A 19,982-nucleotide genomic window follows, 5' to 3' on the forward strand; every position below is an offset into this window, starting at 1 on the left:
GGTCCCATGGTCGCATTCACCAAGGGGCACGGTACCGGCAACGACTTCATCATCATCGCCGACCCCGACGGGCAGCTGGAGTTGACGGCGCAGCAGGTCGCCGTGCTCTGCGATCGCCACTTCGGCATCGGCGCGGACGGCGTGCTGCGCGTCGTGCGCTCGTCCGCGATCCCGGAGGGTGCAGCCGCCCTGGCAGAAGAGCCGGATGCCGAATGGTTCATGGACTATCGCAACGCCGACGGCTCCGTCGCGGAGATGTGCGGGAACGGGATCCGGGTCTTCGCCCACTACCTCGTCCGCTCGGGTCTCGCGGCGATCGAGCCCGGCAGCACGCTCCCGATCGGCACCAGAGCCGGCGTCCGTGACGTCACCCGCAGCGTGAGCGGCTATCAGGTCGACCTCGGCGCGTGGAAGCTGTCGGGACACGACCCGCTGGTGCGCGCGGACGGGCTGACCGTCACCCGTCCGGGACTGGGCATCGACGTCGGGAACCCGCACGTCGTGGTGGCACTGGCCTCGGACGCGGAGCTCGGACTGCTGGAACTCACCCGCACGCCCGAGCTGGAGCCGGCTCCGCCCGCGGGAGCCAACGTCGAGTTCGTGGTGCCCGGTGAGCCCCTCGTGCGCGACGGCATCGGGCACGTGCGGATGCGTGTCTTCGAGCGCGGCGTCGGCGAGACACTGAGCTGCGGGACGGGTGTCGCCGCCACGGCTCTCGCTGTGCGCTACTGGGCCGGCGCACAGGCCCCCGACAACTGGCAGGTCGAGGTTCCGGGCGGCACGCTCGGAGTTCGCATGTTCCCCGCCGAAGACGGGGAGCACGTCGCCCTGTCCGGGCCCGCGCAACTCGTCTATCAGGGTGAGGTCGACCTCGTTTGAGAGGTCGCGGGGCGGACCTCTCAAACGAGGTCGATGGGCTCCGTCGGCGGTGTTCCGTGCTTGCGCACCTTGAGGATGCGGTACCCCTTGCCGGTCGCCGTCCGGAAGACGCTGTAGCCGGGCTGGAAGGTCGCCGCGATCCAGCGCTGCAGGGAGTCGGCGCCGAGGTTCCGCTGGACGACGAGCCACGCATCGCTGCGCTCATCGAGCCTCGGGATCCACTTCTCGAGCAGACCGTGCAGCTCGTTCTTCCCCACCCGGATCGGGGGGTTGGACCGGATCGTGCGGAAGGTCACGTCGGCGGGAACATCTTGGGGCAGCGCGGCGTTGACATTGGTGAGGCCGAGGGCTGCGGCGTTGCGACGCACGAGGTCCAGAGCCCGCTCGTTCACATCGACCGCCCAGACGGTCGCGTGCGGAGCGGCCAGCGCCATCGACAGGGAGATCGGCCCCCACCCGCTGCCGAGGTCGAGAAGATGACCTCCCGGTGGAACCGGAGGCATGTTGGCGAGAAGCACTGCGGTGCCGGCGTCGAGTCGATCCGGGCTGAATACGCCACCCGCGGTGGTCACTTCGAGCTCACGTCCTGCCAGGGATACGCGGATCTTGCGCAGGTTCTCGGGGCTAGCCGGGGCCGCAGTGAAGTAGTGGTCGGACCCCATACGGTGAGCGTACCGGACGGCGCGGGCTAAGGTTAAGGCTCGCGAGGAAACCAGAGACAGGAACGGATGACGGAGACGAAGACACCCTCCACCGACGACCAGACGGTCGACCGCGTGCTGGCGAACGCAGAGAAGCGCTCGGAGGTGCGGATGTTCGGCGCCGCGCAGGCGCTCCAGGACGAAGCGACGGCGGCGCACTCGACCGCAGACGGCGACCAGTGGGACCTCGAGGACCGGCATGCGCTGCGGCGTGTGGGCGGTCTGTCGACGGAGCTCGAAGACGTCACCGAGGTCGAGTATCGCCAGCTGCGGCTCGAGAACGTCGTGCTCGTCGGCGTGTATCCGCAGGGCGCCCAGGAGGACGCGGAGAACTCGTTGCGCGAGCTCGCCGCGCTCGCGGAGACGGCAGGCGCCGTCGTGCTCGACGGCGTGCTGCAGCGCCGTCCGCACCCGGACGCCGCCACCTACCTGGGACGCGGCAAAGCGCAGGAGTTGAAGGACATCGTCGCCGCCGTCGGCGCCGACACCGTGATCGCCGACACCGAGCTGGCCCCCAGCCAGCGTCGTGCGCTCGAAGACGTCGTGAAGGTCAAGGTGATCGACCGGACCACCGTGATCCTCGACATCTTCAGCCAGCATGCCAAGAGCCGAGAAGGTAAGGCCCAGGTCGAGCTCGCGCAGCTCGAATATCTGCTGCCGCGCCTGCGCGGCTGGGGTGAGTCGATGAGCCGCCAAGCCGGTGGACAGGTCGGCGCCGGAGGCGCGGGCATGGGCTCGCGCGGACCCGGCGAGACGAAGATCGAGCTCGACCGCCGACGCATCCGGACGAAGATGGCGCTCCTGCGCAAGCAGATCCGCGACTTCGCGCCCGCGCGCGAGGCGAAGCGGGCCGAACGCAAGCGCAACACCATCCCCTCCGTCGCCATCGCCGGGTACACGAACGCCGGGAAGTCGAGTCTGCTCAACGCTCTGACGAGCGCGGGCGTGCTCGTGGAGAACGCGCTGTTCGCGACCCTCGATGCGACCGTCCGTCGGTCCGAGACCGAAGACGGCCGCGTGTACACGCTCACCGACACGGTGGGATTCGTGCGCAACCTGCCGCACCAGCTCGTCGAAGCCTTCCGCTCCACGTTGGAGGAGGTCGGTGACGCGGACGTCGTGCTGCATGTGGTCGACGGCTCGCACCCCGACCCGGCCGGCCAGCTGCAGACCGTGCGCGACGTGATGGGCGATGTCGGCGTGCGCGACATGCCGGAGATCGTCGTCTTCAACAAGGCCGACCTCATCCCCGAGGACGAGCGGCTCGTGCTGCGCGGCCTGGAGCCGCAGGCGCACTTCGTCTCGTCGCGGTCCGGCGAGGGCATCGTCGAGCTCCGCGCGGCGATCGAGGAGGCGCTGCCGAAGCCGGCCGTCGAGCTCCACGCCGTGATCCCGTACGACCGCGGTGACCTCGTCGCGGCGATCCACGAGACCGGGATGCTGCTGTCCGTCGAGCACCAGGAGGCAGGGACCGCGGTGCACGCGCACGTGTCCGAGCGTCTCGCCGCCGACCTCGCGGCCTACGTCGTCAGCGACTGACGGCGGAGGCTCAGCGAGCGAGGAAGCGCGCCTCGACGGTCGCCGTGAGGACGATGTCCTGCGGCTCGTACTCCATGGCCGGCGCGGTGTCGGCCGCGAAAGCGACGGCACCGCGCGCCTTCCCCAGCGGTGTGCCGGGCGTCGGCGCCGTGGTGGAGAGCAGGCCGGTATCGGCGATCTCCAGGGGAGCCACGTCGGCGAGGCCGAGCGCGGCGGCGTAGGCCTCGGCTCTCGTCACGGCCACGTGGACGGCCTGCGTGGCCACCTCTCGTTCCACGCGAACGCGGGTCTCGGGGGTGAGGTGCCAGTCGACACCGCCGACCTCGACGCCATCCCAGGCGGAGATGTCGGAGATCCAGACCGACAGTTCCGACGCCTCGGCGAAGGTCGCGGTGACGTCGATGCTCGCGTAGTAGACCGGGGCGAGACGCTTCCCGTCGGCGTTCCACGGGCGCTCCGCACGGACCGAGAGGCGGGTGCTGCTCCAGTCGAGAGCGGAGCCGGCTTCCACGCGGCCCACGATGCTGGTCCGCACGGGCTCGGCCAAGCGCATCACATGGTCGACGACCGCGGCGCGGTCCGGCCCTTCCGCGCGGACCGCGACGTGGACGGTGGCGCGCTCCGGAGCCAGACGGGCCTCGTGCTCGCCGCGGACGGTGACAGTCACATCGCTCATGGCGCCGACTCTACGCGACCTCCGCGGGCGGCGTGGAATGGCGACGCGGGCGGAAACGTTGTATCCTGTGATGCTCGGGTGCTCGTCGCCCGAGGCTGACAATTCCACAGTGTGACAGCGGCTCCTTCGAGAGAAGGACCACGGGGCTGATCGGTTTCGACAGCGCCTGTGAATCCACGAGAAGCGGGCCGAGGATGCAGAGTTATCTCGTAAACGCTCTCTGCAAAACAATAGTTGCCGAATCCAAGCGCAACGACTTCGCCCTCGCTGCCTAAGCGAGCCCGATAGTCCGTCAGACCGTATGTGATTCCGATACGGATCCTGGCGTCATCTAGGAATCTTGCTGCGTGACGGCGTCTGGACGTCACGTGGGACTCTTCCCAGGCTGGGCTCGTCGACTTAGGTGTCTGTGACAAAGGTCGGAGCCGAGCAGAACGCTTCCACAGACTGCGCCCGGAGAAGGCGTGGAGACTCAGCGTTGGACGGGGGTTCGATTCCCCCCAGCTCCACCAGGTCGCTGTCGCACAGAACGAGGCCCGCCTCCCTGGTCATGTATCCGGGGAGGCGGGCTTCTTCGTGTCGGGGAACGGGCCGCAGAGACCCCCGCGGGGTCGGAACGTCGAGCTGGCTACGATGGGAGGGTGTCGTCCGAACCCCGCCCGTCCGTGCGGAGTCGGCGGCGCCGCACCGGCTGGCTCGTCGCGGTGATCGCGGTGGTGGTGGCAGCCGTGCTCCTCGTCGCCGCAGCGGGGGTGCTGGGGCGGAGGGGGGACCTGGTCACGAACGTGACCATCGCGCTGAGCTATGTCGGCGACGACGGGCGGACGTACTCGTGTACCTACGACTACAGGACCCCGCACCGCGCGCCGATGCCCCCGGAGATCGCGGAAGAGATGAACGACCGCGATTGGTCTCAGACGGGCCAGCTCATCTACGAATGGGCGAAGACCCATCCGGCCGAGTCCTGGTCCACAGAGGACGAGCTTCCTGCCGACGACCCCGGATCGACCAGAGCAGACAGCTCGTGGGCCCTCGCGCTCGACCGCTACATCACCTTCCCACCGTGGACGATCGAGACCGCGGAGGGGCCCGAGTACGCGCTCTGGTGGGAAGCCCGCCGGGGAAGCGACTGCGAAGACGGCCTGCGATAGGCTCCGCGGCGCGGTGACCGCGATCGACTATGCGGTCACCCAGCGGACGCCGTCGGCGTCGGGGGTGAAGCGGCGCCCGGCGTCCGTCTTCAGCTCCTCCATGAGCGGGATGATGACGCTCCACAGCGCCCAGTGCTCCGGAGTGCCTTCACCACCTTGTGCCCTCCCTTCCCACCGGGCGGCTGCCGGAAGCGGAACGCGGAAGCCGAACCGGGTCCCCGTCGAGTCGGTGACCTCTGCGCTCAGCGACCCCGCTCCGGCCGCCAACTGCGTCAGGGTGAAATCCCGGGGGACGATGAGTGTTCCCCGCCCACGGTCCCAGGCCTCGCGGACCGCCGTCAGGAACGGCCCCGCGATGATGTCGGTCGTCATCAGAAGTCTCCTTCCCCGATCGGCGGGACAGCGCCCGCCCGTTCGACTCCCTCACCGCGATGATCGCAGGCGCGAGGGCCGGGTGTCTGTCCCCTCTTCGGGGGACGCGAACGGATCTGCGGTCGCGTACGACCGATCCGGCGCGGGCGCAAGGGGGTCGGAGACGAGCGGCATCGCGCGCTACCAATGGGATTCACGACGAAGGGAGACGCCATGCCGAAGGGCGATGTCGACACGTTCCACCAGGAAGGCGGCTGGTTCAATCGCGTCCAGGGCGAGGTGAACACGTTCAGCGGGCCGCATGACACGAAGGACGAGGCGGTCGGCGTCGGGCGTGAGACCGCTCGGGCGCGTCAGGTCGAGCACCTCATCCGACGGGAGGACGGCACGATCGGGGAGCGGAACAGCTACGGCAACGACCCGAGGGACGTCCGCGGCTGAGACGCGGGTGGGGAGGCGTGGCATGACGGCCCTGGTGGCGGAGTCGGGCGAGGCCTACCATTCGCACATGGGGTTCATCATGTACGACAGCACGAGCCAGCTCCACATCGAGGACCGCGCGCTCGCGCACCTCAAGGTCGTGATCGCGACGAAGCTCCGACGCAACGAGAGCTTCACGGTGTCGTGGACCCACCCCGAGGGCGATGCGTACGGACGCTCCACGATCTGGCTGCATCCGTCGATCCCGCTGCGCTTCACGTTCGAAGGGCGGGAGCCGCCCAAGCTGAACCCGAAGTGGATCGACGACCTCATGCAATCGGCGAACTCCACCGGAGGCATCACGCTCGTCGACGAGATCGTCCAAGGCTCCACGACCGAGTGACATGGCAGGAGCCCCGCCTCTTCGCGAGGCGGGGCTCCTGGCATCCGGACGAGCGGCTCAGTGCGAGCGGTCCGGGTCTTCGGCGCGCACGTCGTCGCCGTCGTCGTCCGAGTCCGTGGGCGGAACGGTGCGCGGCTCGCCCTTGTTGTCCTCGGCGCCGAGGTTGTCGTTCTCCTCGGGGCCGGGGGAGGGCTCGGTGCTGATGTCGTTGCGGTCGCTGTCGTTACCCATGCGCATTCCTTTCCTCGACGGATGTCACCAGCCTCGTCCGTCTGCGGCCTCAGGCCCAGCGGCTTGACAACACCAGCCCGAGTGGTGTGCGGCGTCAGCGCTGTCCCTCGATGAGGAGGAGCCCCTGCTTCGTGTCGGCGACCTTCACCCAGCCGTCCCCGAAGAGATACGTCATGCCGTACCCGTCCTCGTCCGTGCTCATGGCGAACTGCGGGTCCTCGGTGACGTACGTGCCCTGAGCGTCTTCCTCGCTCCGCCACCCCTCCTCCTCGAGCCCCGCCTGTGCGCGCTCCGCCTCCTCGGCGGACAGGGGGGACCAGCCGTACATCTGACCGTGGTCCGAGGGCACGCTGAAGTCCGCCCAGAAGCAGAGGAGTCCCTGCGTCAGCTCGACGTCCCCGACGCGGAACTCGCGTGGCTCTGCCGTCCAGCCGGCGTCGGTGAGGGCCGCGACGGTGCCTTCGGAGATCATCGACTCGCACGTGAGCTCGTCCCCGCCCGGTGTCGCGCTCGCGCCGCCGTCTCCCGTGGGAGCAGCCGAGCCCGGCGCCGACGGCTCAGGGGGGCCGCCACCCGTGCACGCCGTCAGGGCGGCTCCCGCGAGCACGAGACCGGTCAGGATCGCGAGTCGTCGGGTGGTCATCGTGGCCTCGGGGTAGTCAGTCGTGCAGGAGACGGAGGAACTCGTCGTGAAGGGTGCCGTTGGTAGCGAGTGTCGAGCGGGCGGAGATCGTCTCGGAGCCGTCGAATGCCGTCATGCGCCCACCGGCCTCATTCACGATCGCCACAGCCGCTGCGATGTCGTACTCCTTCACATCGAACTCCGCGACCGCCTCCAGTCGCCCTTCGGCGAGGAGCATGTAGGCGTAGACGTCGCCGTACGCCCGATCGCGCCAGACGTGCGCGCTCAGGCGCAGCAGGGCATCCAGCTGCCCGGCGTCACGCCACTGCGCGATGCTCTGGAAGCTCACGCTGGCCTCGTCCAGCGAGGAGACGGTGGAGGTGGCGAGACGGCGCTCGTTGCGGTCGCTGACGGTCCAGGCGCCATGTCCGGCCGCCGCCCACCAGCGTCGACCGAGGGCGGGCATGCTGACCACGCCGACGCGCGGCACGCCGTCGATCGCGAGGGCGATCATCGTGCCCCACAGCGGGACACCGCGGAGGAAGTTCGCGGTGCCGTCGATCGGGTCGATGATCCACTGCCGGGCGGTGCTGCCCTGAGCGCCGAATTCTTCGCCGAAGATGCCGTCGTCGGGACGTTCCTCCTCGAGGATCCGGCGGATCGCCCGCTCCGTCGCCAGGTCGGCGTCCGTCACGTGCGAGTGGTCCGCCTTCGTGGAGATCTCCAGGTCGGCGGCGTCGAAACGCGGGAGCGACTGGGCATCCGCGGCGTCGGCTAGGCGGAGGGCGAGCTGGAGATCGGCGCGCAGGTCGGCGGCGTCGGGAGTGGCGGTCACGCTCTCAGGATAGTCGCCGCCCCGACGGCGCCCGCAGAGACCATCGGCCAGGATGAGGGGGCGAAACGCCCGAGCCACGCCCGGGCCGCGCTGGATTTCGTGTCGGCGCCAACCGCTGGTAATGTAATTCCTCGGTCGGGGTTATCCCGGGCCACGCACCTCTAGCTCAATCGGCAGAGCAACTGACTCTTAATCAGTGGGTTCAGGGTTCAAGTCCCTGGGGGTGCACGGAACAAGCCTCAGAGATCTCGCCATCTCCGGGGCTTTTTCTCTGCCTGTTTCGGGGCTGGATCGCTCAGGGCGGGATCGAAACCGTGCCTCTCGCGGCCGGGAGAGGCACCTTCTCGAACCGGCATGGGGCGGAGGCGACGACCTGCCGACGCGGGGATCGGAAACGCGCGCTGTGGCGGCGGGTGGCGCGCGCGTCAGGCCCGGCGGACCGAGAGCAGCTGCCAGCCCTCCGGGACCTTCGCCTCGATGCCCGCCATGTCCTCGGCCTCGATCTGCTCGACGCCGTCGACGCGCTGGAACGTCCCCGTGGCCTCCATCTTCGCCTCACCCTTGAGCATGCGCACCGGGGCGGAAGTGAGCGCGTAGCCCGGCTCACGATGAGCATCGAGCTGGGCGTGGACGTCTTCGAGGGATGTCCCGGTGACGTCGACGGTCATGGATCCTCGGGGGCGGATGAGGGCGACAAGCATCCGTCCAGTCTACGAGCGGACCGTGCTGCTCAGAGATCCCAGTCGAGCGTGGAGCGCACGTCGATGGGGGCGTCGTGGCCGGCGTCCTCGCGGATCAGGTAGACGACGACACGCGACTGCGCGGTGATGAGCACGCTCGTCAGAGCGTCGCCGGTCGCCAAGTCGATGAACGTCGGTTGCGAGCGCGCCGCTGCCTCGATCCGAGACATGAGGTCCGCGACATCCGTGCTGCGAGGCAGGAGGAAGTCGTGCCCATCGATCTCGATGTGCGTCGTCGTCATTCCCGTCTGGTTCCCCATGGGCTCCACGGTACGAACCACCTCGATCCCCGACAAGAGGGGTTGAACCCTGTCGACCCTCGTGTTAGGAGCGGGTGAGCGCGCTCTCGCTGCCGTCCGGCTGCTGCTGGTCCGCAGGCTCGGGGACGAGGTACAGACCGCTCGGGGCGTTGGCGGTGAATGCGAGGGCCTCGATCCAGGCGCGGTTGACGCTGGGCTGGCGACTGCCGTGGTACTTGTACACCAGCGAGCTTCCGGCATGGATCCAGACCGTCGTGCGGCCGCCGCCCATGCTGACGTCGTCCTTCCAGGTGAAGCCGAAGGGCTCGCCACGGCGGAGCTTCGCGGTCATGACCAGCTGGATGTGAGTGAGAGCGCGGTCTTCGATGTCGACCTTGACGCTGTTCTCGTAGATGAACTTGCCCATCGCAAGACTCCCTTCTCTCCACGGGAACCTGTGCCAAGAGGCGCGGCCGGGGTGACCGCTGGTGTGGGGTGTGCTCAGCGTTTCACACATCCGCCCGATCTCCTATCCCACCGGGGTGTCGTGCGTCCGCGCGTGTCGCCGCGTTTCACCCGACCGGGTCGAGGAGCGTGGGATCCGCGGGATCGACGGTGCGCGTGTTGCTCACTTTGCGGTCGACGACGTAGCCGTGCAGCGTCGCGGCGACATCGGCGGAGGTGTGGTCGAGCATCGCCAGCGTGTCGAGCTTGGTCTGCCCGGTGAGCTTCTCCGGTGTGAGCCAGGCGTCCCAAGTGTTCGGGGTCAGGAAGGCGGGCATCCGGTCGTGCACCTCCCCACCGGCGTCGCGTGCCTCCCGGGTGACGACGACGAAGCAGCGCACCTTCTCTCCCTCATGCTCCATCGACCAGGTGAGGCCGGCGGCGGCGAGCAGGCCGTCACCGTGGAGGAAGTGCGGGGTCTTGTGGCCCTTCTCACCCGTCCATTCGAAGTACCCGCGCATCGGCACGAGGCACCGCGCGGCGGAGAACGCCGGCGCCCAGAATCCGGCGGCGAGCTTCTCCATCCGTGCGTTGATCAGCGGGGCGCGCTGCGGACGGTTGGGGGGACTCTGCCAGTCCCACCGCACGAGTTCGAGGATGCGGCCCTCGCCGCGGTCCCGGACGATGGGGGCGCTCTCGGTGGGGGCGATCGAGTACGCGCCATGCCAGGACTTCCACCAGTCCTCCGGTCGGCCGCCCTCGGCGACGAACTCCCGGATCAGCTCGTCCGTCGTCGCGTCGTTCGCGAATCGTCCGCACATGTCATCGCCTCCGTCTGGCCGGTCGCTCGCGCCGCGGCCGGCATCGCCTCCATCATGGGGCATGGCGCGGACATCGGGTCAGACGACCTCGATCACCGTGCCGGCGGTCAGATCCGACAGCTGGGCGAAGGTCAGCGGCATGACGGTGTGCGGGTGGCCCGCCGCCGCCCACACCACGTCGTACACCTGCAGCGCGCTGTCGATGAAGGTCGGGAGGGACGTGGGATGGCCGACGGGCGCCACTCCGCCGATCGCCTGTCCGGTGGCGTCGCGCACGGTGGCGGGCGGTGCCATGACGACCTCGCTCGCCCCCACGCTTCGCGCCAGGACGGCGAGGTTCGCCCGGTGCCCGCCGCTGGTCATGACGAGGACGGGGCGGCCGTCGGCGAGGAAGACGAGACTGTTGGCGATCGCGGCGACGTCGCAGCCGATGGCGGCGGCCGCCTCGGCGGCGGTGCGCGCCGAGTCCGGAAGAACCCGGATCTCGGTCTCGACACCGGCCGCGAGGAGGTGTTCCTGCACCCGTCGGCTGCGCTCGGGGAGGGGAGGAGCGTCGGTCATGCCCCCACGGTAGCCGAGCAGGTCAGCCGGCGTCACCGACGAGGATCGCCGCCGCGTCCTCGGCGGTCGCATCAGCCGGCTCGTCGTCGATGTGCGCGAGGACCTTCCGGCCGAGGAGGATCGTCAGCGCGGCCAGCAGGACGGCGGCGGCGGCGAAGAGGTACGGCACGGTGGCGCTGAACAGGTGCCACAGCAGGGCGGCGATCGGCGGGGCCATCGCGCCGCCGAGGAAGCGGACTGCGGAGTAGGCCGAAGAGGCGACGGAGCGGGGGAGGTCTGTCGCCTCCATGACGGCTTCGGTCAGCACGGTGTTCATGATGCCGAGGAGCAGACCGCCGACGATGATGCACACGACGAGAGCGGCCGGTTCGGCGACCACGAGTCCCGCGACCACGAGATCGACGGCGAGCAGGGGCAGCACGGTGAGGATCACGTGCGTCCGCGGCATCCGGCGCATCAGCACCGGCGCGACCCACACGCTGGTGATCGCGAGGGCGACACCCCAGCCGAAGAAGGTCAGGCCGATGCCCATCGCGCCGAAGCCCAGGGGGAAGGGCGAGAACGCGAGCAGCACGAAGAAGCCGATGTTGTAGAACAGGGCGGCCACGGCGAGGATCGCGAGCGCGGGACGGCGCAGGGCCGTGAAGGGGGCGGAGAACTTCACCGGCGTGCGCTTCTCGCCCGGACCCCGCAGCAGCACGAGCACGGCGATGAAGGCGATGGCCATCAGGGCCACGACGCCGAAGAACGGGCCGCGCCAGCTCTGCTCGCCGAGGATGCCGCCGAGCAGGGGACCCACGGCGATGCCGAGGCCGAGTGCCGCCTCATACAGCACGATGGCCGCGCTGCTGCCGCCGGATGCGGCGCCGACGATCGTGGCCAGCGCCGTCGAGATGAACAGCGCGTTGCCCAGCCCCCAGCCGGCACGGAAGCCGATGACCGCGTCGACGCTGCCGCTGATCGCGCAGAGGAAGGCGAACACGACGATCAGGCCGAGACCGACGAGGAGGGTCGCCTTGGCGCCGATCCGGCTGGAGATCCAGCTGGTGACGAGCATCGCGAGGCCGGTGACGAGGAGGTAGCTGGTGAACAGCAGTTCCGTCTCGACCGGCGTGGCCTCGAGGGACTCCGCGATGGCCGGGAGGATCGGATCGACGAGGCCGATGCCCATGAAAGCGACGACGCACGCGAAGGCGACGGCCCATACCTGGGCCGGCTGCCGCCAGACCGAGGGGGCGGGTGTAGCGGGGGCGGTGTTCAACGGATGTCTCCTGTCCGGTCGGCAGAGGTGCGGGCGGCGAGGATCTCGGCCGCACGGGTGAGGGCATGCCAGTCGTCGTCGTCGAGGTCGGCGAACCGCGGTGCGATCGTCTCCCGGAACTCGGAGCGCCAGGCGGCCAGGGCCGCCGTGCCGTCGGGGGTCGCGGCGACGACGGTGGCACGGGAATCGTCGGGGTCGGGGGAGCGGCGGACGAGGCCCTCGCGTTCGAGGGTGCCGAGCAACCGGGTCATCCCGGGCTGTGTCGTGCGGGCCGCCGCGGCGAGCTCGCCGACGCGACGGGGACCCGACTGGTCGAGCAGGCTGAGCACCCGCCATTGCGCGGCGGGCGCCTCGTTCCCCGCGTCCTGGGCGGCGATGCGACCCAGCGCGTAGCCCGAGAGCACGAGCGACGGGATGACCTCAGAGCGATTCATACCAGAAAGTATATACCGGCTGGTATGTATTAAGGTCACCGTCGGGCGTGCGCGATCCTCGCCGAGAGCTGATGCGCGTGAGCGAGGAGGATCCGGCCCAGCTCGGCCTGACGCTCCGGGCCGAAGCGGAAGGCGACACCGGTGAGGCTGAGCGCCCACTCCGGGCGTCCGGCGCGGTCGAACACCGCCGCGCCGAGGCCCCAGCTCCCCTCGACGATCAGGCCGGGGTTGACGGCGAACCCGCGTTCCTTCGTCTCGGCGAGGCGCTTCCGCAACGGGCGCTCGCCATGAGCGCGTCCCCAGTTCTCGACGAGCTCCGGATGGCGCTCCAGGTAGGCATCCACATCGTGGTCGGGGAGGAACGCGAGGATCGCGAGGCCGGCGCTCGCCACGCCGAGCGGGAAGCGCACCCCCTCGCTCAGCACGAACGAGCGGATGGGGAACGACCCCTCCTCGCGCAGCAGGCAGACCGTCTCGTCCGCGCGGCGGACGGAGAAGAACGCGCTCTCCTCAGTCTTCACGGCGAGCGACCGCACGATGTCCCGGGCCAGGGCCGTCACGTCGTATCGTGCGGCGGCCACGGATCCCATGAGGAAGAGCTCGGGTCCGGGCATCCAGCGCGTGCTGTCGGCGTCGCGGTCGACGAGTCCCTCCGCGCGGAGGGCGCTGAGCAGGCGATGCGCGGTGGGCCGGGAGAGGCCGGCGCTGCCGGCGAGTTCCTGCAGGGTGGCGCCGTCGGTGCCGGCGGCCGTCACCAGTCGCAGGAGCCGCGCTGCCCGCGCGACCGCCTGAGTGCCGGGGACCGGGTTCGTCGCAGTGTCCACATAGTGGACGCTAGTGGCGCGGGCGTCCACATCGCAAGAGGGCGCTGGTCATGGCTCCGCCGGGGCGGGAGGCTGGTGGGGACACGGAACCGAAGGAGCAGACGTGATCGACAAGCAATGGGAGTCCGCGGCGGCCGCGGTCGCCGACATCCCGGACGGCGCCTCGCTCGCGGTCGGAGGCTTCGGGCTCTCCGGGAACCCGATCGCCCTCATCGAGGCGCTCCTCGCCCAGGGCACGACAGACCTGAGCGTCGTCAGCAACAACTGCGGGGTGGACGACTGGGGCCTCGGCATCCTGCTCGCCGCGCAGCGCATCCGGAAGATGACGTCGTCGTACGTGGGGGAGAACAAGGAGTTCGAGCGGCAGTTCCTGTCCGGGGAGCTCGAGCTGGAGCTGACCCCGCAGGGCACGCTCGCCGAGAAGCTGCGGGCGGGAGGATCCGGAATCGCGGCGTTCTTCACCCAGACGGGCGTCGGCACCCAGGTGGCCGAGGGCGGTCTGCCTCGCCGGTACCACGCCGATGGCTCGATCGCGGTGGCCTCGCCGCGCAAGGACGTACGCACGTTCACGGTGCACGGCGAACCGCGCGAGTTCGTGCTGGAGGAGGCGATCACCACCGACTTCGCCCTGGTCCATGCGGTCCGCGGCGACCGGCACGGCAACCTCGTGTTCCGGAAGGCGGCGCGGAACTTCAACCCGCTCGCTGCGATGGCCGGGCGCGTGTGCATCGCGCAGGTGGAGCGGCTCGTCGAACCGGGAGAGCTCGACCCGGACGCGATCCACCTGCCCGGCGTCTTCGTGCACCGGATCGTCGAAGTCGGCGAGGACATCCCCCAGCGCATCGAGCGACGGACCGTCGCCGCGGAAGGAGCCTGACATGGCGCTCACGAGAGACCAGATGGCCGCGCGTGCGGCGGCCGAGCTGCCGGACGGCGCGTATGTGAACCTCGGCATCGGCCTGCCCACGCTCGTGCCGAACCACGTCCCGTCCGACGTGACCGTGGTGCTGCAGTCGGAGAACGGCATCCTCGGGGTCGGGCCCTATCCGCGGGAGGACGAGGTCGACCCGGATCTCATCAACGCGGGGAAGGAGACGGTGACCACGCTGCCCGGGGCGGCGTTCTTCGACTCCGCCCTCAGCTTCGGCATGATCCGCGGCGGGAAGATCGATGCCGCGATCCTCGGGGCGATGCAGGTCTCCGCCACGGGAGATCTCGCGAACTGGATGATCCCCGGCAAGATGGTCAAGGGCCCAGGGGGTGCGATGGACCTCGTGCACGGCGCCGGACGGGTGATCGTGCTGATGGAGCACGTCGCCAAGGACGGCTCGGCGAAGATCGTCGACGCGTGCACGCTGCCGTTGACCGGACGCGGCGTCGTGGACCGGATCATCACGGACCTCGCGGTGATCGACGTGACGCCGGACGGGCTCGTCCTGGTCGAGCTCGCGCCCGACGTCTCGGTGGAGCAAGTGCGGCAGGCCACGGAGCCGCCTCTCCGCCTCGCCCCGGAACTGGACAACGGAAGGACCGAGATCAATGAGTGAGAACGATGTCGTCATCGTCGCCGCGGCGCGCACCCCGCAGGGGCGGCTGAAAGGACAGCTCGCCGCCTTCACCGCGCCGCAGCTCGGATCGTTCGCGATCCGCGGTGCGCTGGAGCAGGGCGGGGTGGACCCGGCAGACGTCGATGCGGTCATCGTGGGGCAGGTGCTCGCCGCGGGGTCGGGACAGAACGCCGCCCGTCAGGCCGCCATCGGCGCCGGGATCGGCTGGGACGTCCCCGCCCACTCCGTGAACAAGGTGTGCCTGTCCGGTCTCACGGCCGTGATCGACGCGGCGCGCATGATCCGGACCGGGGACGCCGAGGTCGTCGTCGCCGCTGGCATGGAGTCCATGACCCGCGCACCGCACCTGCTCATGGGATCGCGCGATGGCTGGACCTACGGCACCGTCGAGGTCCTCGACCACATGGCCTACGACGGGCTGACGGACGCCTACGACCGGGAGAGCATGGGCGCGTCCACTGAGCGGCACAACGCGCGCTACGAACTCACCCGGGAGGCCCAGGACCAGGTCGCCGCGCTCTCGCATCAGCGGGCCGCCGCCGCGCAGGAGAGCGGTGTGCTCGACGCGGAGATCGTCGCCGTCGAGGTGCCGCAGCGCCGGGGCGAACCCGTGCGGGTGACCCGAGACGAGGGGGTGCGCCCCGAGACCACGGTGGAGACCCTCGCGGGACTGCGCGCCGCCTTCGCCGAGGGCGGCTCGATCACGGCGGGCAACTCATCCCAGATCTCGGACGGCGCCTCCGCCGTCGTCGTCACGACTCGCGGGACGGCCGAGGCCAAGGGCTGGCCGGTGCTCGTGACCGTCGGGGCGAGCGGCCAGACCGCCGGCCCGGACAACTCGCTCCAGGCGCAGCCGGCGCGGGCGATCGAGCAGGCATGCCGGAAACAGGGCATCACGCCGCAGGACCTCGACCTCGTGGAGATCAACGAGGCGTTCGGGGCCGTCGTGGCCCGCTCGCAGACCGAGCTCGGGCTGGACGGGGAGATCGTCAACGTGCACGGCGGCGGCATCGCGATCGGTCATCCGATCGGTGCCTCCGGCAACCGCCTCGTGGTGCACGTCGCGCACGAGCTGGCCCGCCGGGGAGGCGGAACCGCGGCGGTCGGCCTGTGCGGCGGCGGCGGTCAGGGCGAGGCACTCATCCTCACCCGGTGACGCGGGAGGCGCGGGGGTGCGTCAGGACCGCTTGTCCTGGGCGTGCCCCTGCGCGTCGGCGAGGGCCTTCTGCGAACGGAACTGCAGACGCTGCGCCTTCTTGGACTTCTTCACCGACTGCGGGGAGTCCGCGTCCACCGGCACGCCGTGGCGCTCACGGCGCATGTCGACGACCGCGCCGACCGCGAGCGCCATGGTGATGCCCCAGCTCACCCACGACAGGAGCGAGCGCCAGGTGATGGGTTCGTTGCGGGTGCCGCGCAGCAGCGAGATCCCAGCCGAGATCGCGGCGACGAGTCCGGTGCTGAAGAGGTAGCGCATGCCCCTACGGTACCCGCAGGGAGCGCACGCGGGTCGGTGGCTTGACAAGGCGGGGGAGCGACTGGCAGGGCATGCGTCCTGAGGCACCGGATATCATGGGAGGGTCGCGGTTCGCCCGCGGCCGCAGAAACCGTGTATCTACCGGCCGTCGGCATCTCCGGCGGACAGCGGCGGCACCCGACATCGCGTCGTCGACGCGCGAGAGCCATGACACACGCCAGCACCACGCCCGATATCGCCGAGCCGAGCCTCTTCCGCCTCGCCGGCCTGCCCTACTTCCTCATCGCGTTCATCGCGCGTCTGCCCTTCGCCATGATGGTGGTCGGCGTGCTGACCGTCGTCGTGTCGGCGCGGGAATCCGTGTCGCTCGGCGGGCTCACGTCCGCTGCGGTCGGTCTCGGCACCGCCTGCTTCGGCCCGCTCCTGGGCGCCGCCGCCGACCGCTTCGGCCAGCGCACGGTCCTCCTCGCGCTCGCCGTGGGCAACGCGGCGATGCTCCTGCTCTTCACCGCGGTGGTCTACGGTCCGGCCGCCGACGGCTTCGTGCTCCTCACCGCGATCGGCATCGGTGCGACGGCTCCGCAGGTGGCGCCGCTCTCGCGCTCCCGTCTGGTCACGATCATCGGCGAGCGGATGCCGGCGGAGCGCCGCGCCCGCACCGTCGCTGGCACGATGGCGTACGAGTCGGCCGCCGACGAGACCGTCTTCGTGTTCGGTCCTTTCCTCGTGGGCGTCCTCGCCTCGGCACTCGCGCCCTGGGCCCCGCTGGTCGGCGCCGCCGTGCTGACCCTGGTGTTCGTCGGGGCCTTCGCGCTGCACCCGAGCGGACGGCATGTCTCGCAGGAACGCACCGAGGACGGTCGGGCGCCCTCCGCCGTGTCCGAGCTGTTCCGGCCGCAGCTCCTCATCGTCGTCCTCGGCATCCTCGGCGTCGGCATCTTCTTCGGAACCATGCTCACCTCGCTCACGTCGTTCATGGCCGACCTCGGCGCCCCGGAGCAGGCGGGCCTGCTGTACGGCGTGATGGGCGTCGGCTCCGCGCTGCTGGCCCTGGGTGTCGCGTGGCTCCCCGCGCGGTTCTCGCTCCGGGCGCGATGGCTCGTCTTCTCCGGAGTCCTCCTCGCCGGCTCGCTGCTGCTCGGCATCGTCGACTCGCCGGCGGGGATGATGCTCGCCCTGGCCATCATGGGCATCGGCATCGGCCCGACCCTCGTCACCCAGTACAGCTTCGGAGCGGCGCGGAGCCCCCGTGGCCGATCGGCGACGGTGATGACGATGCTCGGCTCCGGCGTGATCGTCGGCCAGTCGATCGGCGCCGCGGTGGCGGGGGAGGTCGCGGAGAGCCTCGGCACGTCGGCCGCCCTCGTGCTTCCGATGATCGCGGCCGGCATCGCGTTCGCGGCGGGTCTCGCCAACTGGGCCCTCAGCGGTCTGCACCGCGGAACGTCCGCTGTCAAGGCCTGAGCGCGGACCAGCGGTCGGCGCTCATCCTCGGTAGGTTGGAAGCTCCTGGACCGAGGAGTGCCCCTGTGACCGCTGCTGATTTCGTCGTCGTCGCCAACCGCCTCCCGGTGGACCGGGTCGTGGGGCCCGACGGCGAGGAGACCTGGCGGACGTCGCCCGGCGGCCTCGTCGCCGCCCTCGAGCCGATGATGCGCCGCGTGCACGGCGCCTGGGTCGGCTGGCCCGGTCAGCCGGACGTGGAGCTCGAGGCCTTCGACGCCGACGGGATCCATCTCATCCCGGTGTCGCTGAGCTCCGAGGAGGTCGCGGACTACTACGAGGGCTTCGCCAACGACACGATCTGGCCGCTCTACCACGACGTCATCGCCCCGCCGCAGTACCACCGTGAGTGGTGGGAGGCGTATGTGCGGGTCAACCGCCGGTTCGCCGAGGCCGCCGCGGCCGCCGCCGCTGAGGACGGCACCGTCTGGGTCCACGACTACCAGCTCCAGCTGGTGCCCCAGATGGTCCGCGAGCTGCGCCCCGACGTCACGATCGGCTACTTCCACCACATCCCGTTCCCCGCGCACGGCCTCTACGCGCAGCTTCCGTGGCGCGACCAGGTCCTCCGCGGACTGCTCGGCGCCGACGTCATCGGCTTCCAGCGGGCGCAGGACGCGACCTACTTCCTCACCGCGGTGCGACGACGGCTGCGCTACGAGGTGAAGGGGCCGAACATCACGGTCCCGGAGCAGGGCGGCTCGCGGACGGCGATCGCCAAGGCGTTCCCGATCTCCATCGACACCGCGCCGTACCTCGAACTCGCCGCGCGGGAGGACGTCCGGGCGCGGGCCGCGGAGATCCGCGCCAGCCTCGGCAACCCCAAGCGCATCCTCCTCGGCGTCGACCGCCTGGACTACACCAAGGGCATCGGGCACCGGATCAAGGCCTACGGCGAGCTCCTCGAAGACGGCCGCCTAGACGTGGAGGACGTCACGCTCATCCAGGTGGCGAGCCCGAGCCGGGAGCGGGTGGACGCCTATGCGCACCTCCGGGACGAGATCGAGCTCGCGGTGGCCCGCATCAACGGCGACCATGACACGGTCGGCCACTCCGCCATCCGCTACCTGCATCAGGGGTACCCGCGCGAGGAGATGGTCGCCCTGTACCTCGCGGCGGACGTCATGCTCGTGACGGCGCTGCGCGACGGTATGAACCTCGTCGCGAAGGAGTACATCGCCACGCGGACGGACAACCGCGGCGTGCTGGTGCTCAGCGAGTTCACCGGCGCGGCGGACGAGCTCCGTCAGGCCGTGCGCGTCAACCCGCACGACATCGCCGGGCTCAAGGACGCGATCATGGAGGCCGTGGAGATGTCGCCCGCCGAGCAGGGACGCCGCATGCGGTCCCTGCGCCGACGTGTTCTCGACAACGACGTGAACGCCTGGTCGTCGTCCTTCCTCGAGGCCCTCGCGGACGTCCGCAGCCGCTGACCGCCTTCCTGCACCCCCTACTTCCTCTCGATCGGAGACACCGTGACGCGCCCCTGGATCCCCGGAACCGCCGACGCCGACCTCACCGCCCTCGCGACGACGCCGCGCCTGGTGGTCGCCCTCGACTTCGACGGCACCGCCTCCCCGCTCGTCGTGGACCCCATGGCCGCGCGGGCGCTTCCCGAGGTGGCCGTGCAGATGAATCGCCTCGCTGCGATGCCCGACACCGTGGTCGCCTACGTCTCCGGGCGCAGCATGCACGACCTCCGGGAGATCACCGAGCACACCGACGACTCCGTCGTGGTGCTCGCCGGCTCCCACGGCGCGCAGTACTGGTTCCCCGGCGAGGGGGCCGCCGACGCGCCGGGCGATGCGACCGAGACCGGGGCGCGGGAGGAGCTGTGGGCGGCCGCGCAGCCGATCATCGACCGCTACGAGGGGGCGGAGCTGGAGCCCAAGACCTTCGGCATGGGCGTGCACACCCGCCGCGCGGACCGGGACACCGAGGAGAAGGTCTTCGCCGAGATCGACGCCCTCGTCGCCGAACGCTTCCCGCACTGGCGGCGGCGCGCCGGTCACCGGGTGCTGGAGTTCTCGTCGCGGAACGAGGGCAAGGACGCCGCGATGATCGCCCTCCGGGAGCGCTTCGACGCGACGGGCATCCTCTTCGCCGGCGACGACGTGACCGACGAGGATGCGATGCGCGTGCTGCAGGAGGGCGACCTCGGCGTGCGCGTCGGACCAGGGGAGAGCGCCGCGACCCTCCGTGTGGACTCCCCACAACAGATCGCCGCGCTTCTGGAGACGCTCGCGAACGAGAGGGCCGTCGCGCAGGAATAGACTCTCGT

26 protein-coding genes, 1 tRNA gene and 1 other RNA gene are annotated in these 19,982 nt (G+C 70.3%); 13 read left to right on the plus strand and 15 right to left on the minus strand.

Annotated features, from left to right (window positions below):
• The first annotated feature begins 6 nt into the window (after nucleotides 1–6).
• Complete coding sequence (gene dapF, locus ACFU8V_RS09265) at nucleotides 7–879, plus strand: diaminopimelate epimerase (protein ID WP_378870635.1); 873 nt, start codon at nucleotides 7–9, stop codon at nucleotides 877–879.
• A 20-nt stretch (nucleotides 880–899) separates the two neighbouring features.
• On the opposite strand, the gene ACFU8V_RS09270 is transcribed toward dapF, so the two are convergent.
• Nucleotides 900–1,541: a class I SAM-dependent methyltransferase gene (locus ACFU8V_RS09270; protein WP_025103235.1), complete on the minus strand. Its 642-nt coding sequence runs from the start codon at nucleotides 1,539–1,541 to the stop codon at nucleotides 900–902.
• Between the two features lie 66 nt (nucleotides 1,542–1,607).
• Between ACFU8V_RS09270 and hflX the strand changes: the two genes are divergently transcribed.
• Nucleotides 1,608–3,119, plus strand: coding sequence for a GTPase HflX (hflX, locus tag ACFU8V_RS09275; RefSeq protein ID WP_126893028.1), 1,512 nt, complete (start codon nucleotides 1,608–1,610; stop codon nucleotides 3,117–3,119).
• Between the two features lie 10 nt (nucleotides 3,120–3,129).
• On the opposite strand, the gene ACFU8V_RS09280 is transcribed toward hflX, so the two are convergent.
• Nucleotides 3,130–3,795 carry an SIMPL domain-containing protein gene (locus tag ACFU8V_RS09280; protein ID WP_303708454.1) on the minus strand — a complete coding sequence of 222 codons (666 nt, stop codon included), beginning with the start codon at nucleotides 3,793–3,795 and terminating at the stop codon, nucleotides 3,130–3,132.
• 142 nt (nucleotides 3,796–3,937) lie between these two features.
• Here ACFU8V_RS09280 and ssrA point away from each other — a divergent pair.
• Together ssrA and ACFU8V_RS09290 are read left to right on the plus strand one after the other, a co-directional pair.
• Nucleotides 3,938–4,307: a transfer-messenger RNA gene (ssrA, locus tag ACFU8V_RS09285) on the plus strand.
• Nucleotides 4,308–4,436: 129 nt separating this feature from the next.
• Nucleotides 4,437–4,946 (plus strand): hypothetical protein, encoded by a 510-nt coding sequence (locus ACFU8V_RS09290; RefSeq protein ID WP_378870640.1) that lies wholly within the window; start codon nucleotides 4,437–4,439, stop codon nucleotides 4,944–4,946.
• 27 nt (nucleotides 4,947–4,973) lie between these two features.
• Here ACFU8V_RS09290 and ACFU8V_RS09295 read toward each other — a convergent pair whose 3' ends face one another.
• Nucleotides 4,974–5,318, minus strand: coding sequence for a hypothetical protein (locus ACFU8V_RS09295; protein WP_378870643.1), 345 nt, complete (start codon nucleotides 5,316–5,318; stop codon nucleotides 4,974–4,976).
• A 213-nt stretch (nucleotides 5,319–5,531) separates the two neighbouring features.
• On the opposite strand from ACFU8V_RS09295, the gene ACFU8V_RS09300 reads away from it, so the two are divergent.
• Complete coding sequence (locus ACFU8V_RS09300) at nucleotides 5,532–5,759, plus strand: DUF2188 domain-containing protein (protein WP_025103246.1); 228 nt, start codon at nucleotides 5,532–5,534, stop codon at nucleotides 5,757–5,759.
• Nucleotides 5,760–5,826: 67 nt separating this feature from the next.
• A complete protein-coding gene (locus ACFU8V_RS09305; RefSeq protein WP_025103247.1) occupies nucleotides 5,827–6,141 on the plus strand; it encodes a hypothetical protein in 315 nt (104 codons plus the stop codon).
• 57 nt (nucleotides 6,142–6,198) lie between these two features.
• Here the strand turns inward: ACFU8V_RS09305 and ACFU8V_RS09310 are convergent, their stop codons facing one another.
• From ACFU8V_RS09310 to ACFU8V_RS09320, 3 genes are all read right to left on the minus strand, one after another.
• A complete protein-coding gene (locus ACFU8V_RS09310; RefSeq protein WP_157544451.1) occupies nucleotides 6,199–6,372 on the minus strand; it encodes a hypothetical protein in 174 nt (57 codons plus the stop codon).
• Between the two features lie 94 nt (nucleotides 6,373–6,466).
• On the minus strand, nucleotides 6,467–7,015 hold the full coding sequence (locus tag ACFU8V_RS09315; protein ID WP_025103249.1) for a hypothetical protein: 549 nt from the start codon (nucleotides 7,013–7,015) through the stop codon (nucleotides 6,467–6,469).
• Nucleotides 7,016–7,031: 16 nt separating this feature from the next.
• Nucleotides 7,032–7,829, minus strand: a complete 798-nt coding sequence (locus tag ACFU8V_RS09320; protein WP_025103250.1) for an inositol monophosphatase family protein — start codon at nucleotides 7,827–7,829, stop codon at nucleotides 7,032–7,034.
• 155 nt (nucleotides 7,830–7,984) lie between these two features.
• Here ACFU8V_RS09320 and ACFU8V_RS09325 point away from each other — a divergent pair.
• Nucleotides 7,985–8,057: transfer RNA gene (locus ACFU8V_RS09325), tRNA-Lys, on the plus strand.
• Between the two features lie 197 nt (nucleotides 8,058–8,254).
• Here the strand turns inward: ACFU8V_RS09325 and ACFU8V_RS09330 are convergent.
• From ACFU8V_RS09330 to ACFU8V_RS09365, 8 genes are all read right to left on the minus strand, one after another.
• Complete coding sequence (locus tag ACFU8V_RS09330) at nucleotides 8,255–8,530, minus strand: hypothetical protein (protein ID WP_025103251.1); 276 nt, start codon at nucleotides 8,528–8,530, stop codon at nucleotides 8,255–8,257.
• 29 nt (nucleotides 8,531–8,559) lie between these two features.
• Nucleotides 8,560–8,829 carry a hypothetical protein gene (locus tag ACFU8V_RS09335; protein WP_126893022.1) on the minus strand — a complete coding sequence of 90 codons (270 nt, stop codon included), beginning with the start codon at nucleotides 8,827–8,829 and terminating at the stop codon, nucleotides 8,560–8,562.
• 64 nt (nucleotides 8,830–8,893) lie between these two features.
• Complete coding sequence (locus ACFU8V_RS09340) at nucleotides 8,894–9,235, minus strand: hypothetical protein (protein WP_025103253.1); 342 nt, start codon at nucleotides 9,233–9,235, stop codon at nucleotides 8,894–8,896.
• A gap of 145 nt (nucleotides 9,236–9,380) precedes the next feature.
• Nucleotides 9,381–10,073 (minus strand): SOS response-associated peptidase, encoded by a 693-nt coding sequence (locus ACFU8V_RS09345; RefSeq protein ID WP_378870651.1) that lies wholly within the window; start codon nucleotides 10,071–10,073, stop codon nucleotides 9,381–9,383.
• Between the two features lie 78 nt (nucleotides 10,074–10,151).
• Nucleotides 10,152–10,634: a YbaK/EbsC family protein gene (locus ACFU8V_RS09350; protein ID WP_025103255.1), complete on the minus strand. Its 483-nt coding sequence runs from the start codon at nucleotides 10,632–10,634 to the stop codon at nucleotides 10,152–10,154.
• Between the two features lie 22 nt (nucleotides 10,635–10,656).
• Nucleotides 10,657–11,895 (minus strand): MFS transporter, encoded by a 1,239-nt coding sequence (locus ACFU8V_RS09355; protein WP_025103256.1) that lies wholly within the window; start codon nucleotides 11,893–11,895, stop codon nucleotides 10,657–10,659.
• On the minus strand, nucleotides 11,892–12,329 hold the full coding sequence (locus ACFU8V_RS09360; protein WP_025103257.1) for a MarR family winged helix-turn-helix transcriptional regulator: 438 nt from the start codon (nucleotides 12,327–12,329) through the stop codon (nucleotides 11,892–11,894). Before ACFU8V_RS09360 ends, ACFU8V_RS09355 begins: the two co-directional genes overlap by 4 nt.
• A 35-nt stretch (nucleotides 12,330–12,364) precedes the next feature.
• Complete coding sequence (locus ACFU8V_RS09365) at nucleotides 12,365–13,153, minus strand: IclR family transcriptional regulator (protein WP_025103258.1); 789 nt, start codon at nucleotides 13,151–13,153, stop codon at nucleotides 12,365–12,367.
• A 103-nt stretch (nucleotides 13,154–13,256) separates the two neighbouring features.
• Here ACFU8V_RS09365 and ACFU8V_RS09370 point away from each other — a divergent pair, with 103 nt between their 5' ends.
• Genes ACFU8V_RS09370 through ACFU8V_RS09380 form a run of 3 tightly spaced genes read left to right on the plus strand, consistent with a single transcriptional unit; the run spans nucleotide 13,257 to nucleotide 15,877 of the window.
• Nucleotides 13,257–14,030, plus strand: coding sequence for a CoA transferase subunit A (locus ACFU8V_RS09370; RefSeq protein WP_025103259.1), 774 nt, complete (start codon nucleotides 13,257–13,259; stop codon nucleotides 14,028–14,030).
• A 1-nt stretch (nucleotide 14,031) separates the two neighbouring features.
• A complete protein-coding gene (locus ACFU8V_RS09375) occupies nucleotides 14,032–14,700 on the plus strand; it encodes a CoA transferase subunit B (RefSeq protein WP_025103260.1) in 669 nt (222 codons plus the stop codon).
• Complete coding sequence (locus ACFU8V_RS09380) at nucleotides 14,693–15,877, plus strand: acetyl-CoA C-acetyltransferase (RefSeq protein WP_025103261.1); 1,185 nt, start codon at nucleotides 14,693–14,695, stop codon at nucleotides 15,875–15,877. Before ACFU8V_RS09375 ends, ACFU8V_RS09380 begins: the two co-directional genes overlap by 8 nt.
• A gap of 21 nt (nucleotides 15,878–15,898) precedes the next feature.
• On the opposite strand, the gene ACFU8V_RS09385 is transcribed toward ACFU8V_RS09380, so the two are convergent.
• Nucleotides 15,899–16,198, minus strand: coding sequence for a hypothetical protein (locus ACFU8V_RS09385; RefSeq protein WP_025103262.1), 300 nt, complete (start codon nucleotides 16,196–16,198; stop codon nucleotides 15,899–15,901).
• 207 nt (nucleotides 16,199–16,405) lie between these two features.
• Here ACFU8V_RS09385 and ACFU8V_RS09390 point away from each other — a divergent pair, with 207 nt between their 5' ends.
• From ACFU8V_RS09390 to otsB, 3 genes are all read left to right on the plus strand, one after another.
• The gene (locus ACFU8V_RS09390; protein WP_378870658.1) at nucleotides 16,406–17,662 is read left to right on the plus strand and encodes an MFS transporter; all 1,257 of its coding nucleotides are present in this window, start codon (nucleotides 16,406–16,408) and stop codon (nucleotides 17,660–17,662) included.
• A gap of 65 nt (nucleotides 17,663–17,727) precedes the next feature.
• Entirely contained in the window at nucleotides 17,728–19,134 is a 1,407-nt protein-coding gene (locus ACFU8V_RS09395) for a trehalose-6-phosphate synthase (RefSeq protein WP_025103264.1), read from the plus strand.
• A gap of 42 nt (nucleotides 19,135–19,176) precedes the next feature.
• Nucleotides 19,177–19,974, plus strand: a complete 798-nt coding sequence (gene otsB, locus ACFU8V_RS09400; RefSeq protein ID WP_025103265.1) for a trehalose-phosphatase — start codon at nucleotides 19,177–19,179, stop codon at nucleotides 19,972–19,974.
• The last annotated feature ends 8 nt before the right edge of the window (nucleotides 19,975–19,982 follow it).

The sequence above is a fragment of the Microbacterium sp. NPDC057658 genome (genome assembly GCF_042799975.1).
Taxonomy (GTDB): Bacteria; Actinomycetota; Actinomycetes; order Actinomycetales; family Microbacteriaceae; genus Microbacterium.